The organism is Kocuria sp. LHG3120 (genome assembly GCF_049897445.1).
In the GTDB taxonomy this organism is placed as follows: Bacteria; Actinomycetota; Actinomycetes; order Actinomycetales; family Micrococcaceae; genus Kocuria; species Kocuria rosea.
On sequence record NZ_JAFCWG010000006.1, the window covers coordinates 150,772 to 164,617 of the forward strand.

12 protein-coding genes are annotated in these 13,846 nt (G+C 74.7%); all 12 read left to right on the forward strand.

Annotated elements, in window-relative coordinates; all coding sequences use genetic code 11:
- Positions 1 to 82: 82 nt before the first annotated feature.
- The 12 genes from ACP7CD_RS13115 (at position 83) to ACP7CD_RS13170 (ending at position 13,819) form a co-directional block, all read left to right on the forward strand.
- A complete protein-coding gene (locus tag ACP7CD_RS13115) occupies positions 83 to 1,729 on the forward strand; it encodes an ABC transporter ATP-binding protein (protein WP_095650476.1) in 1,647 nt (548 codons plus the stop codon).
- Positions 1,726 to 2,988, forward strand: coding sequence for an ABC transporter permease (locus tag ACP7CD_RS13120; RefSeq protein ID WP_251355639.1), 1,263 nt, complete (start codon positions 1,726 to 1,728; stop codon positions 2,986 to 2,988). Before ACP7CD_RS13115 ends, ACP7CD_RS13120 begins: the two co-directional genes overlap by 4 nt.
- Positions 2,985 to 4,349 (forward strand): ABC transporter permease, encoded by a 1,365-nt coding sequence (locus ACP7CD_RS13125; RefSeq protein ID WP_426120358.1) that lies wholly within the window; start codon positions 2,985 to 2,987, stop codon positions 4,347 to 4,349. The genes ACP7CD_RS13120 and ACP7CD_RS13125 overlap by 4 nt, the downstream gene beginning before the upstream one ends.
- 7 nt (positions 4,350 to 4,356) lie before the next feature.
- Positions 4,357 to 4,785, forward strand: coding sequence for a cytidine deaminase (locus tag ACP7CD_RS13130; protein WP_109222556.1), 429 nt, complete (start codon positions 4,357 to 4,359; stop codon positions 4,783 to 4,785).
- 18 nt (positions 4,786 to 4,803) lie between these two features.
- The gene (locus ACP7CD_RS13135; protein ID WP_115162372.1) at positions 4,804 to 6,111 is read left to right on the forward strand and encodes a thymidine phosphorylase; all 1,308 of its coding nucleotides are present in this window, start codon (positions 4,804 to 4,806) and stop codon (positions 6,109 to 6,111) included.
- An 83-nt stretch (positions 6,112 to 6,194) separates the two neighbouring features.
- The gene (locus ACP7CD_RS13140; RefSeq protein ID WP_426120359.1) at positions 6,195 to 7,904 is read left to right on the forward strand and encodes a hypothetical protein; all 1,710 of its coding nucleotides are present in this window, start codon (positions 6,195 to 6,197) and stop codon (positions 7,902 to 7,904) included.
- Positions 7,905 to 7,936: 32 nt separating this feature from the next.
- Positions 7,937 to 9,061, forward strand: coding sequence for an adenosine deaminase (locus ACP7CD_RS13145; RefSeq protein WP_426120443.1), 1,125 nt, complete (start codon positions 7,937 to 7,939; stop codon positions 9,059 to 9,061).
- On the forward strand, positions 9,058 to 9,792 hold the full coding sequence (locus ACP7CD_RS13150; protein ID WP_017832194.1) for a MazG family protein: 735 nt from the start codon (positions 9,058 to 9,060) through the stop codon (positions 9,790 to 9,792). The genes ACP7CD_RS13145 and ACP7CD_RS13150 overlap by 4 nt, the downstream gene beginning before the upstream one ends.
- Positions 9,793 to 9,977: 185 nt before the next feature.
- Entirely contained in the window at positions 9,978 to 11,261 is a 1,284-nt protein-coding gene (gene eno / locus ACP7CD_RS13155) for a phosphopyruvate hydratase (protein WP_109222558.1), read from the forward strand.
- Between the two features lie 124 nt (positions 11,262 to 11,385).
- The gene (locus ACP7CD_RS13160; protein ID WP_284562608.1) at positions 11,386 to 12,222 is read left to right on the forward strand and encodes an FtsB family cell division protein; all 837 of its coding nucleotides are present in this window, start codon (positions 11,386 to 11,388) and stop codon (positions 12,220 to 12,222) included.
- An 8-nt stretch (positions 12,223 to 12,230) separates the two neighbouring features.
- Positions 12,231 to 12,833, forward strand: a complete 603-nt coding sequence (locus tag ACP7CD_RS13165; protein ID WP_260987152.1) for a DUF501 domain-containing protein — start codon at positions 12,231 to 12,233, stop codon at positions 12,831 to 12,833.
- 35 nt (positions 12,834 to 12,868) lie between these two features.
- Positions 12,869 to 13,819, forward strand: coding sequence for a Ppx/GppA phosphatase family protein (locus ACP7CD_RS13170; protein WP_109222560.1), 951 nt, complete (start codon positions 12,869 to 12,871; stop codon positions 13,817 to 13,819).
- Positions 13,820 to 13,846: the final 27 nt, after the last annotated feature.

Genomic DNA, 13,846 nt, shown 5'->3' on the forward strand with positions numbered 1-13,846 from the left:
AGCGAGGGCCCCGGCCGCAGCTGGCGGCGGTGGCGTGCCCGCCCCGGGCCGGCGGACGGCCCAGGAGGAGGACCACCCCACCATGAAGCTGGAACTGCAGTCCATCACCAAGCGGTTCGGCTCCTTCGCGGCCAACGAGGACGTCGACCTCGTCGTGGAGCCCGGGCAGATCCACTGCCTCCTCGGCGAGAACGGGGCGGGCAAGTCCACCCTGATGAACGTCCTCTACGGCCTGTACCGGCCGAGCGGGGGACGCATCCTGGTGGACGGCGCCGAGGTGTCCTTCCGGGGCCCCGGGGACGCCATGGCCGCCGGGATCGGCATGGTGCACCAGCACTTCATGCTGGTGCCGGTGTTCACCGTCGCGGAGAACGTGGCCCTCGGCGCGGAGAGCACCCGCGGCGGCACCCTCGACCTCGAGACCACCCGCCGCCGGATCCGGGAGATCTCCCAGCGCTACGGCTTCCACGTGGACCCGGACGCCGTGGTCGAGGACCTGCCCGTGGGCGTGCAGCAGCGCGTCGAGATCATCAAGGCCCTCGTGCGGGAGGCGCAGGTGCTCATCCTGGACGAGCCCACCGCGGTGCTCACGCCCCGGGAGACCGACGAGCTGCTCGAGATCATGCGCCAGCTGCGCGGGTCCGGGAAGTCGATCCTGTTCATCTCCCACAAGCTGCGGGAGGTCAAGGCGATCTCCGACGTCATCACGGTGATCCGCCGGGGCCGGGTGGTGGGCCAGACGTCCCCGGAGGCCTCGACCTCCGAGCTCGCGGCCCTCATGGTGGGCCGGGACGTGTCCCTGACCGTCGCCAAGGGCGAGGCCGAGCCGGGGGAGCGGGCCCTGGAGGTCTCCGGGCTCACCGTGGTCGCGGACAACGGCGTGAAGCTGCTCGACGACGTCGGGTTCGACGTGGCCCGCGGGGAGATCCTCGCGGTGGCCGGCGTGCAGGGCAACGGCCAGACGGAGCTGGCCGAGGCGATCCTCGGCCTGCGGGAGCGGGCCACCGGCTCGATCCGGCTGGGCGGCACGGAGCTGCTCGGGAAGTCCGTGCGCCAGGTCCTCGACGCCGGCGTGGGCTTCGTCCCGGAGGACCGCTCCACGGACGGGCTCGTGGGCCCGTTCACCGTCGCCGAGAACCTCGTGCTGGACCTCTACGGCGACGACCGCTTCTCCCGCGGCCCGTCCCTGCGGCTGGGCGAGGTCCAGGCCAACGCCCGCCGCGCCGTCGAGCAGTTCGACGTCCGCACCCCCTCCGTGGACGCCCCCGTGCAGACCCTCTCCGGCGGCAACCAGCAGAAGGTCGTCATCGCCCGGGAGCTCTCCCGGCCCCTCGAGCTCTTCCTCGCCTCCCAGCCCACCCGCGGGGTGGACGTGGGGTCCATCGAGTTCATCCACGAGCAGATCGTCGCCGAGCGGGACAAGGGCGTGGCCGTGCTCATCGTCTCGACCGAGCTCGACGAGGTGTACGCGCTCGCGGACCGGATCGCCGTGTTCTTCCACGGCCGGATCATGGGGATCGTGGGCCCCGACACCCCGCGCGACGTCCTGGGCCAGATGATGGCAGGGGCCACCGCCGAGGAGCTCGGCGCGGCCGGCGTCCGGCCCGACGGCGCGCGGCGGACCGGGGCGCAGCCGGCCGTCCCCCCGCAGACCGGCGCCCCACCGACCGATGCCCCGCAGGCCGGCGCCCCGCAGGCCACGGCGCAGCACCCGAAGGAGCAGGCATGAGTGCCACCGGAGCGGCCCCCGCGGCCGCCGACCAGCAGAAGGCGCCGCCGCCCACAGCCGTCGCCCCCGGGAGCTCCCGGCGGGACTGGACCGGCTCCGCGGTGCAGTCCGTGCTCGCGATCGTCGCCGCCCTGCTCCTGGGCGGGCTCCTCATCGCCCTGACCGACGACCGGGTGGCCGACGCCGCGAGCTACCTCTTCGCCCGCCCCGGGGACACGCTCGCGGCCATGTGGGCCGCCGCGTCCTCCGCCTACGAGGCGATGTTCTACGGCGCCGTCTACAACCCGAACGGCAGCACGTTCGCGCAGCGGGTCTACCCGCTCGCGGAGACCCTCACCGTGGCCACGCCGCTGATCCTGGCTGGGCTCGGGGTGGCCGTGGCCTTCCAGGCCGGGCTGTTCAACATCGGCGCCCAGGGGCAGCTGCTGATCGGCGCGGCGCTGGCCGCCTGGGTCGGCTTCTCCTGGCAGCTGCCGGTGGGCGTGCACCTGCTCGCCGTGATCCTCGCCGGGGCCCTCGGCGGCGCGCTGTGGGGGGCGGTCGTGGGCGTGCTCAAGGCCCGCACCGGCGCCCACGAGGTGATCCTGACGATCATGCTCAACTACATCGCGCTCAACCTCGTCGCCTGGCTGCTCACCCGCCCGGCGTTCCTGCGCCCGGGCTCCTCGAACCCCGTCAGCCCCCAGGTCGCGGACACCGCGATGTTCCCCAAGCTGCTGGGCGAGCAGTTCCGGCTGCACTGGGGGTTCGTGCTCGCGGTCCTCGCCACGGTGTTCGTCGCCTGGCTGCTCAAGCGCTCCACGATCGGCTTCGAGCTGCGGGCCGTGGGCGCCAACCCGCGCGCGGCCCGGACCGCCGGCATCTCGGTCACGCGCGGCTTCGTCGTCGTCATGGTCCTCGCGGGCGCCCTCGCGGGACTCGCGGGCGTGGCCCAGATCTCCGGCACCGAGCGCGCACTGACCGCGGGCGTCGCCGCGTCCTTCGGCTTCGACGCGATCACGGTGGCCCTGCTGGGCCGGTCGAAGCCGTGGGGCACGTTCTTCGCGGGCCTGCTCTACGGCGGGTTCCGCGCCGGCGGCGTCACCATGCAGTCGATGACCGGCACGAACATCGACATCGTCCTGGTCGTGCAGTCCCTGATCGTCCTGTTCATCGCCCTGCCGCCGCTGGTGCGGACCGGGCAGGACCGGGTCCGCTCCCGCCGCGGCGGGAGCGCCACCACCACGGCCGCCACCGCCACCGAGGGAGGCCGGGCATGAGCTCGCAGCATCCGGAACCGCGCCCCGAGCAGGCGCCCTGGGACTCCGGCGGCACCGCCGCGACGACCCTGCCCCCGCCGGCCGAGGCGGAGCTGTCCACGACCGCGGCCAACGAGGTCGTGGGCGTCACCAGCTGGCGCACCCCGGTGGTCCTCGGCCTCCTGAGCCTCGTGGCCCTGCTGCTGTTCGGGCTCAACGCCCCGGACAACACGGTGAGCTTCCGCGTCTCGGAGGCCGGCGACCTCTTCCGCGTGCCGGACCTCGTGGTGCACGGCGTGCTGTGGGGCTGGGTCACCGTGGCCGTGCTCGCCGGGCTGACGGTCCTCGCGGTCCTGCGCGCCCGGGCCGGGGCGCACCTGCCCCGGTGGGCGGTGCTCGTGTTCGGCTTCTTCTTCGTCAGCGGCTTCCTCGTGTGGGTCGTGGGCAGCGCGCGCAGCCCGGACGTGTCCCTGTCCGGGCTGCTGGCCGGGTCCGTGGCCCTGGCCATCCCGCTGATCTTCGGCTCCCTGGGCGGCCTGCTGTGCGAGCGCTCCGGCGTGATCAACATCGCGATCGAGGGCCAGCTGCTGTTCGGCGCGTTCTCCGCGGCAGTGGCCGGCTCCCTCTCCGGCAGCGCCTGGGTGGGGCTGCTCGCCGCCGTGCTGGGGGCCGGGCTCGTCTCGCTCGTCCTGGCGGTCTTCTCGATCACCTACCGGGTCAACCAGGTGATCGTGGGCGTGGTGCTCAACGTGCTCGTGTCCGGGCTGACCGGCTTCCTCTTCGCCACGGTGCTGGAGTCGGACCCGGGCGTGTTCAACTCCCCGCCGCGGCTGCCGCGCTTCGCCGTGCCCGTGCTCTCGGAGATCCCCCTGATCGGGCCGATCGTCTTCGACCAGTCCGTGATCGGCTACCTGATGTACGCCGCGGTGGCGCTCGTGTGGTTCGCGCTCTACCGGACGCGCTGGGGGCTGCGCACCCGGTCCGTGGGGGAGCACCCCAAGGCCGCGGACACCCTGGGCGTGAAGGTCAACGCCCTGCGCTTCCGCAACGTGCTGCTCGGCGGGATGGTCGCCGGTCTCGGCGGCGCCTTCTACACGCTGGTCTCCGTCTCCGCGTTCACCCGGGACATGACCTCCGGCGCCGGCTACATCGCGCTGGCCGCCCTGATCTTCGGCCGCTGGAACCCGGTCGGGGCGCTGCTCGCGTCCCTGCTGTTCGGCTTCGCGTCCAACCTGCAGTCGATCCTGTCCTTCCTGGGCACGCCCGTGCCCAGCCAGTTCCTGGCCATGCTCCCGTACGTCGTCACGATCCTGGCCGTGGCCGGGCTCGTGGGGGTCTCCCGCGGTCCCGCGGCCATCGGCAAGCCCTACACCAAGGAGTGAGCGTCCCGTGAACGAGCTTCTGCGCCCCGGCGGCGAGGCGACCGACGACGGGCCCCGGATCGACTGGGACCGGCTGCGGGAGGCGGCCGTGGCCGCCCGCGAGCACGCCTACGTCCCGTACTCGCGCTTCCCCGTGGGCGCGGCAGCCCTCACCGAGGACGGGCGGGTGGTCTCCGGGTGCAACGTGGAGAACGCCTCCTACGGCCTGACCCTGTGCGCCGAGTGCGCCCTGGTGTCCGCGCTGCACATGTCCGGCGGCGGGCGGCTCGTCGCGTTCGTGTGCGTGGACGGGAACGGCGACGTCCTCATGCCCTGCGGACGGTGCCGGCAGCTGCTGCACGAGCACCGCGCGCCCGGCCTGCGGCTGCTCACCGTCTCCGGGGTGCGCACCATGGCCGAGGTGCTGCCCGACGCCTTCGGCCCCGAGAACCTCTAGTCCCCGAAAGGACCCCACATGACCGAGCAGTTCGACGCCGTGGACGTCATCCGGACCAAGCGCGACGGCGGTGCCCTCTCGCCCGGGCAGATCGCGTGGGTCCTGGACGCCTATACCCGCGGTGTCGTGGCCGAGGAGCAGATGAGCGCCCTGGCCATGGCGATCTTCCTGCGGGGCATGGACCGGGACGAGATCGCGGCCTGGACGCGGGCGATGATCGCCTCGGGCGAGCGGATGGACTTCTCCGCGCTCGTGCGCTCCGGGGCGCGCTCGGCCACCGCGGACAAGCACTCGACCGGCGGGGTGGGGGACAAGATCACGCTGCCGCTGGCCCCGCTCGTGGCCGTGTACGGCGTGGCCGTCCCGCAGCTGTCCGGGCGCGGCCTCGGCCACACCGGCGGCACCCTGGACAAGCTCGAGTCCATCCCCGGCTGGCGGGCGGCCCTGTCCAACGAGGAGATGCTGGCCCAGCTGCGGGACGTGGGCGCGGTGATCTGCGCCGCGGGCTCCGGCCTGGCGCCCGCGGACAAGAAGCTCTACGCGCTGCGGGACGTCACCGGGACGGTCGAGTCGATCCCGCTCATCGCGTCCTCCATCATGTCCAAGAAGATCGCCGAGGGCACCCAGTCCCTCGTGCTCGACGTCAAGGTGGGCTCCGGGGCGTTCATGAAGGACCTGGCCTCCGCCCGCGAGCTGGCCCGCACGATGGTCGACCTCGGCACCGGCGCCGGAGTCACGACCACCGCCCTGCTCACCGACATGTCCACGCCCCTCGGCCTGACGGTCGGCAACGCCGTGGAGGTCCAGGAGTCCGTCGAGGTGCTCGCCGGCGGCGGCCCGGCCGACGTCGTGGAGCTCACCGTGGCGCTCGCCGCGGAGATGCTCGCCGCGTCCGGGGTCCCGGACGCCGACCCGGCGGAGGCGCTGCGGGACGGCCGGGCCATGGACGTGTGGCGGGCCATGGTGGCCGCCCAGGGCGGCGACCCCGACGCCCCGCTGCCGCGGGCCCGGGAGTCCGAGACCGTGGTGGCCGAGGCCGACGGCGTGCTCGCCGAGCTCGACGCCCACCGGGTGGGGGTGGCCTCCTGGCGCCTCGGGGCGGGCCGCGCCCGGCGCGAGGACCCCGTCCAGGCCGGCGCCGGCGTGCTGCTGCACGCCAAGCCCGGGGACGCCGTCCGGGCCGGGCAGCCGCTGCTGACCCTGCTCACCGACACCCCCGAGCGCTTCGCACGGGCCCGGGAGGCCCTCGAGGGCGCCGCCGTGATCGCCCCGGAGGCGCCGGCGTCCCGGCCGGACCGCGCCGTGGTCCTGGAGACCGTGCGGTGATCGCCGGCCGCTGAAGCGCCGGGGCCGGATGCCGGGCCCGCCTATACTGCGGAGAGAACCAGCGCGAAACGAGAACCGAGGGCGTGCGCACACGCTCGGAAGGGTGGGTCCAGTTGGGTCTGCGAGGCATTTTCCGGAAGAACACCGAGGACAGCACACCGCGCCACGAGACCGGACGGCCCGAGCAGCCGGCCGGTCCGACCGCCGGCCCCGACACCGGGACCCGGGAAACGGGCCGGGACGGCGACCGGGGCACCGGTTCCCGGGGTCCGGACGGGCACGGTCACGAGGAGCACGGCCCGGAGGAGGTCCGGCCGCTGCCGGACCGCGGACCGCTGCCCTTCCTCGTGGACCGGCTGACGTCCCGGGGGGCCGACCGCGCCGTGCTCACGCTCGTCCAGCGCGGCAACACCATGACCCACCAGACCCAGCAGTCCGTGGGGGACGCCGACCCGTCCGTGGAGTCCGGCACCGTGGACCAGGACTCACCGCTCTTCGACCCCGTGGCCGACCTCTACAGCGAGGCCATGTCCTCGCCCCGCGGCGCGTGGCAGAACGCCCGCATCGAGGTGGGCCCGGAGCAGGACGGGGTCCGCCCCGTGGTGACGACCTACGGCTTCGCCGACGGCAGCGAGGACGTCCGCACCTGGCGGTCGGGGCGGCCCACGCCGGGCGCCGCTGCCGCGGGCACGCGGTCCACTGCGGAGACGAGCTCCGCCGAGGACCGGCCCGCCGGTGAGCGCCCCACCGGGGAGCGGTCCGACGACGAGCGCCGTCCCGCCGCATCGGAGCCGACGGGCCCGGCCGCGCAGCACTCGGCCGGGGGAGTCCCCGCCGCCGCGGCGGCCGCCGCTGCCGGTGGGGCCGGGTCCTCCGCGGCCGGCGCCGCCCGTGGCCCCGTCTCCGAGCCGACCGGCGTCCCGGTCTCCGCGCGGAGCGCTGAGCCGGCCGCCGAGCCGATCACCGAGCCGACCACCGGGGCGGAGCCCGTTCCCGGGGCCGCTCCCGCCACGGAGGCCCCCGCGGCCGGCCGGGAGCAGGACGAGCACCGCACCGCCGACCGGGAGGCCACCGCCCACGACGTCCCCGACCACGGCACCGCCCAGCACGAGGTCCCCGACCACGTCGACCACGAGGAGTGGCACGAGGACGTCGAGCCGGCCGCGCCCACCGGGGCGGCGGCCGCGACGGCCGCCGCGGCCGCCGCCGGCACCGCCGCCGGGGACGACCACGACTCCTCCGCCCCGGAGACCGCGGTCTCCACCGACGTCTCCCCGTCCTACCGGGCCCCGGCGGGGGCCCAGGACCGGCCCTCCCAGGACAAGCTGGCCGAGGGCAACCTCGTGCTCAAGGAGGTCGACGTCCTGCGCCGGCTCGCGGACGCCCAGCGGCGCCTGTTCGGCGAGGACGGCACGGCGATGGACGTCTCCACCGTGCTCGTGCGGGTGCGGGCCCTGGGCACCTACTACGACGCCCTGACCCACGTGCGGAAGAACGGCTTCTGGGACCAGCGCCGCACCTTCGACCTCGTCCCCGAGGAGCTGCTGCACGTGCAGGAGCTCAAGGACGAGTCCTACGTGGAGGGCAACGGGGCCCCGCTGGCGATGATGTTCCGCTTCCGGCCGGGCATCCCCCCGGAGGTGTCCTTCGACTACGCGGACGAGGAGGCCTTCGTGCGCTACGAGGACCGGCTGCCCGCGCAGAACTACCTCGAGGAGCTGCGCATGTACCCCCGCACCGGGGCGCACATCCCGCAGCACATGAACGAGGCCCTGCAGGACTGGAACTACTGAGACCGACCGAGACAGGGGCCGTCCCGACCGTGATGCTGACCTCCGCCGAACAGCACCCGGGCCGCGTGCCGGACCGGGTCCTGCGCGACCTGCCCAAGGTGTGCCTGCACGACCACCTCGACGGCGCCCTGCGCCCGGCCACGGTGGTCGAGCTGGCCGCCGCCGCCGGGCACCGGCTGCCGGCCGAGGAGCCCGAGGCGCTGGGCCGGTGGGTGCGGGAGAGCGCCGACTCCGGCTCGCTGCTGCGCTACCTGGCGACCTTCGAGCACACGGTCGCCGTGATGCAGACCCCCGAGGCGCTCGTGCGCTGCGCCCGGGAGTACGTCGAGGACCTCGTGGCGGACGGGGTGGTCCACGCCGAGGTGCGCTGGGCCCCGGAGCAGCACACCGCCGGCGGCCTGTCGATGGCGGAGGCCGTCGAGGCCGTCCGGCTCGGGCTCTCGGAGGGAGTGCTGGCCGCGGAGGACGCGGGCCACATCGTGTCCGTCACCCAGATCCTCTGCGCCATGCGCCACGCCGAGCGCTCCCTCGAGGTCGCCCGCCTCGTGGTGGACAACCGGGACCGCGGCGTGGTGGCCTTCGACCTCGCGGGACCCGAGGACGGCTACCCGCCCGCCCGCCACCGGGCCGCCCTCGAGCTGCTCGCGGACGAGCTGATGCCCGTCACCCTCCACGCCGGGGAGGCCGCCGGCATCGAGTCGATCCGGGACGCGCTGGCCACGGGCCGCGCCCTGCGCCTGGGCCACGGGGTGCGCATCGCGGAGGACATCGACATCGACTACCTGGAGGACGTCGCCGTCGTCGACCTCGGCCGCACGGCCGAGTGGGTCCGGGACCGGGGCATCGCCCTCGAGGTGTGCCCCACGTCCAATCTCCAGACCGGGGCCGTGGCGGCGTTCGGCGGCGGTCCCGAGCGGCACCCGGTGGACATGCTGTACCGGACCGGCTTCACGGTGACCATCTCCCCGGACAACCGGCTGATGAGCGGGACCACGGTCACGGACGAGCTGGCCCTGCTCGTGAAGCACTTCGGCTACGGGCTCGAGGACCTGGAGCGGCTGCAGCGCAACGCCGCGGCCGCCGCCTTCCTCCCGCTCGAGGACCGCACCGCCCTGGACGGGATGATCACCGACGGCTTCGAGGGGATGCACGCATGAGCCAGGGGCACGGCACCGACGACGTCGCGGCGGGGCTCGGCGTCCCGGAGCGGACCGGGCAGCGCTTCGCGGAGCTCGTGGCGGTCATGGACCGGCTGCGCTCCCCGGGCGGGTGCGCGTGGGACGGGCAGCAGACCCACGAGTCCCTTGTGCGCTACCTCGTGGAGGAGGCCTACGAGGTCGTCGAGGCCGTGGAGGCCGAGGGCGGGCCGGCGGCCCACGCCGGGCTGCTCGTCGAGGAGCTCGGGGACGTCCTGCTGCAGGTGGTCTTCCACTCCCGGGTCGCCCAGGAGCGCCCGCGCGCCGAGGGCGGCTTCGACGTGGCCGACGTGCTCGAGGCCATCACCGCCAAGCTGGTCCGCCGCCACCCCCACGTCTTCGGCGCCGGCGCCACCGGGGACGTCGCGGGGGAGCAGACCCTCGAGCAGCTGCACTCCCGCTGGGAGGACCTCAAGCGGGCCGAGAAGCCCGAGCGGACCGGGCCCTTCGACGGCATCCCGCCGCACCTGCCGGCCCTGGCCCTCGCGGAGAAGACCCTCGCGCGGGCCCGCAAGCACGACCTCGAGCCCGCGGTCCCCGCCGCGGAGGAGCCCGGCGGCCCGCGCACCGAGGAGGAGCTGGGCGAGGCGCTGTTCGCGCTCGTGCGCTCCGCCTCCGCCCGCGGGCTCGACGCCGAGCGGGCCCTGCGCGGGGCCGCCCGCGCGTACGCCGCCGCCCGGAACGGGGACTGATCCCGTCACGGGCCGCCCCCGCGGCCGGCCACCGGCGCCGAGTCGCTAGGCTGGAGCCGCCGGGGGCGCCCGGCCCCGCCGGTGCGGACCCTCGGCCGGTGCCCCGCACCGGGGCCCCGACCGCCCCACCACGCACGTTCCACCCACGTCAGCGACAAGCTCAGCACCAACGTCAGGAGCAACCCATGGCCATGATCACCGCAGTGCACGCCCGCCAGATCCTCGACTCCCGCGGCAACCCGACCGTGGAGGTCGAGGTGCTGCTGGAGGACGGCAGCTACGGCCGGGCGGCGGTGCCCTCGGGCGCCTCCACCGGTGCCTTCGAGGCCGTCGAGCGCCGTGACGGCGACCAGAAGGTCTACCTCGGCAAGGGCGTCCTCGACGCCGTGAAGGCCGTCGACGAGGAGATCGCCGAGGCCGTGATCGGTCTCGACGCGACCGACCAGCGGCTGGTCGACCGCACCATGCTCGACCTCGACGGCACGGACAACAAGGGCAGCCTCGGCGCCAACGCCATCCTGGGCGTCTCCCTGGCTGTGGCCCGCGCCGCCGCCAACGCCTCCGACCTCGAGCTCTACAAGTACCTGGGCGGGCCCAACGCCCACGTCCTCCCGGTGCCCATGATGAACATCCTCAACGGCGGCTCCCACGCCGACTCGAACGTGGACATCCAGGAGTTCATGATCGCCCCGATCGGCGCCGCGACCTTCTCCGAGGCCCTGCGCACCGGCGTGGAGGTCTACCACTCCCTCAAGGGCGTGCTCAAGGAGCGCGGCCTCGCCACCGGGCTGGGCGACGAGGGCGGCTTCGCCCCGAACCTGGAGTCCAACCGTGCCGCCCTCGACCTCATCTCCGAGGCGATCGAGAAGGCCGGGTACACCGTGGGCACCGACGTGGCGCTCGCCCTGGACGTGGCCTCCTCCGAGTTCTTCGAGAACGGCAAGTACAGCTTCGAGGGCAAGCAGCTCAGCGCCGCGGAGATGACCTCCTACTACGAGGAGCTCGTGCGCGACTACCCGATCGTGTCCATCGAGGACCCGCTGGACGAGGACGACTGGGCGGGCTGGCAGGCCCTCACCGCGTCCGTGGGCACCCAGGTCCAGATCGTGGGCGACGACCTGTTCGTCACCAACCCGGAGCGGCTGGCCCGCGGCATCGACGAGGGCGCCGGCAACGCCCTGCTGGTGAAGGTCAACCAGATCGGCTCCCTCACGGAGACCTTCGACGCCATCTCCCTGGCCCAGCGGCACATGTTCCACTGCATGATCTCCCACCGCTCGGGCGAGACCGAGGACACCACGATCGCGGACATCGCGGTGGCCACCAACGCCGGTCAGATCAAGACCGGGGCGCCGGCCCGCTCCGAGCGCGTGGCCAAGTACAACCAGCTGCTGCGCATCGAGGAGGAGCTCGGGGACGCCGCGCGCTACGCGGGGGCCTCCGCGTTCCCGCGCTACACCGCGAAGTGACCACCGGCGGCTGACCGGCCCCGCCGGTCCGTCGTCGTGCGGGGGGAGCGGCCGTTCCCGGCGGCCGCTCCCCCCGTGAGCGCTACACTGGTCCCCGTCCCCGCCCTTCCCCCGTGAGGTCGCCATGCCCGCTCCCCGCCCGCGCACCACCCGCCTGCTCGGCGGGCGCGACGCCGCGCCGGGCACCCGCGGGCGCGACGGCGGGACGGGCGGCGGCCCGGGCCACGGGCTGGGTGGCGGGTCCAGCGCCGTGGGGTCGCCGGTCCCCGCCCGCACCTTCAGCGGGCGGTTCCTGATCCTCACCCTCGTGGCCGTGCTCATCGTGTTCCTGGCGGCGCCGACCACCAAGATCTTCCTCGAGCAGCGGGCGGAGATCGCCCAGCTCGAGCGCGCCATCGCCGCCATGGAGGCCCAGCAGGCCTCCCTGGAGGACCAGGTGGACCAGTGGTCGGACGAGACCTACGTCAAGCAGCAGGCCCGGGACCGGCTCCTCTACGTGATGCCGGGGGAGCGGTCCTACCTCGTGGTGGGCGCCGAGGAGATGGACGGCGCCGTGGTGGACTCCTCGGCGGCGCAGGTCGAGGCCGAGAAGCCCGCCTGGGTGGACGCCCTCTGGCAGTCCGTGGTGGCCTCCGCCTACGAGGACGCCCGTCCCGCGGCGGGCACGGGAGCCGCCGGGGACACGGACGCCGCCGGGGACGCGGACGCCGACGGGGAACCGGCCGGCAGCGAGGACGCGGACACCGCCGAGGACGCGGGCACCGCCGCCGAGCCGGGCGGCACCGACGAGCCCGCGGCCCCCGGACAGCCGGGCAGCACGGACGAGCCCGGCGCGGGCCAGGACCCCGGCACCACCGAGCAGGCAGAGCAGACAGAGCAGAGCGTCCCGGCCGCCCCGGCGGACGGGGCCGGCGCGCCGCAGGACGCGGCGACGGACAGCCGCGGCAGCGCCGCGGAGTGAGGAACGGCGTGAACCCCCAGCACGGACACGAGCCCGGCGACCGGCCGGCCCCCGCACCCCGGGGACTCGGCGTGACGGCCGCGACGGTCGAGCCCACGGCCCTGGACCTCCAGGTGCTCTCCCGGCAGCTCGGGCGTCCCGTGCGCGACGTCGTCGAGATCCCGGCCCGCTGCACGTGCGGCAACCCGCTCGTGGCGGCCACCGCGCCGCGGCTGGCCAACGGCACCCCGTTTCCCACGGTGTTCTACCTGGCCCACCCCGTGATCACCGCGGCGGTGTCCCGGCTCGAGGCCGCCGGCCTGATGTACACGATGACGGACCGCATCGCCGAGGACGAGGCGCTGGCCGCCGCCCACCGGGCCGCGCACGAGGACTACCTCGCCGAGCGCGCCCGGATCGGCGCCGCGGCCGGCACCGGACCCGTGCCCGAGATCGAGGGCATCTCCGCCGGCGGCATGCCCGTGCGGGTCAAGTGCCTGCACGTGCTCGCCGGCCACGCGCTCGCGGCCGGGCCCGGCGTGAACCCGCTCGGTGACGAGACCCTCGCCGCCATCGCCGAGTGGTGGACCCCCGACGCCTGCCACTGCGACCCCGCCTGGCGCGAGGCCTGAGACCCACCCGCCCCCGACACCCCCGAGGACTCCCCATGCGCACAGGCGCCATCGACTGCGGCACGAACTCCATCCGACTGCTCATCGCCGACACCCGGGAGGAGCAGGGCCGCACGGTGCTCGACGACGTGGTGCGCGAGATGCGCGTGGTCCGGCTCGGCCAGGGCGTGGACGCCACCGGGTGGCTGGCAGAGGCGGCGCTCGAGCGCACGTTCGCGGCCACGGACGAGTACGCCCGGCTGCTGGCGGAGCACGGGGTGGAGCAGCTGCGCTTCGTGGCCACGAGCGCCACCCGCGACGCCGGCAACCGGGACGTCTTCCTCGCCGGGATCCGCGAGCGCCTCGGCGTGACCCCCGAGGTCATCAGCGGCGACGAGGAGGCCGAGCTGTCCTTCCGCGGCGCCGCGGCCGCCGTGGGCGGCGCGGATCCGGAGGACCGGGTCCTGGTGATCGACCTCGGCGGCGGGTCGACCGAGTTCGTGCTGGGCAATGCCCAGGGGGTGCGCGCGGAGCGCAGCGTGGACATCGGCTGCGTCCGCCTGACCGAGCGCCACCTCGGCTCCAACCCGCCCACCGCCGCCCAGCAGGAGGCCGTGCTGCGCGACGTCGACCACGCCGTGGACGTGGTCCTGCAGACCGTGCCCCTCGCGGAGGCCACCCACCTCGTGGGCGTCGCGGGCACCATCACGACCGTCACGGCCCACGCCCTCGGGCTGTCCGCCTACGACCCCGCGGCCATCGACGGCGCCGAGCTGCCCGCCGAGCGGATCGCGCAGGCGTGCCGAGAGCTCACGGCCATGACCCGCGCGGAGCGCGCCGCGCTGCCCTACATGCACGAGGGCCGTGTCGACGTCATCGGCGGCGGCGCCCTCGTGTGGCGGCGGATCGTCGAGCGGGTGGGCGCCGCCACCGGTGGACGGGTGGACTCGGCGATCGCGAGCGAGCACGATATTTTGGACGGGATCGCCCTGTCCCAGGTCGGCTGACCCGCCCGGACCCCCCGACCCGGAAGG

What these genes read in the sequence shown, in the direction of transcription:
- ACP7CD_RS13115 (WP_095650476.1), top strand. Translation starts at nt 83, where the DNA reads ATGAAGCTGGAACTGCAGTCCATCACCAAGCGGTTCGGCTCCTTCGCG.
- ACP7CD_RS13120 (WP_251355639.1), top strand. Translation starts at nt 1,726, where the DNA reads ATGAGTGCCACCGGAGCGGCCCCCGCGGCCGCCGACCAGCAGAAGGCG.
- ACP7CD_RS13125 (WP_426120358.1), top strand. Translation starts at nt 2,985, where the DNA reads ATGAGCTCGCAGCATCCGGAACCGCGCCCCGAGCAGGCGCCCTGGGAC.
- ACP7CD_RS13135 (WP_115162372.1), top strand. Translation starts at nt 4,804, where the DNA reads ATGACCGAGCAGTTCGACGCCGTGGACGTCATCCGGACCAAGCGCGAC.
- ACP7CD_RS13145 (WP_426120443.1), top strand. Translation starts at nt 7,937, where the DNA reads ATGCTGACCTCCGCCGAACAGCACCCGGGCCGCGTGCCGGACCGGGTC.
- ACP7CD_RS13150 (WP_017832194.1), top strand. Translation starts at nt 9,058, where the DNA reads ATGAGCCAGGGGCACGGCACCGACGACGTCGCGGCGGGGCTCGGCGTC.
- eno (WP_109222558.1), top strand. Translation starts at nt 9,978, where the DNA reads ATGGCCATGATCACCGCAGTGCACGCCCGCCAGATCCTCGACTCCCGC.
- ACP7CD_RS13160 (WP_284562608.1), top strand. Translation starts at nt 11,386, where the DNA reads ATGCCCGCTCCCCGCCCGCGCACCACCCGCCTGCTCGGCGGGCGCGAC.
- ACP7CD_RS13170 (WP_109222560.1), top strand. Translation starts at nt 12,869, where the DNA reads ATGCGCACAGGCGCCATCGACTGCGGCACGAACTCCATCCGACTGCTC.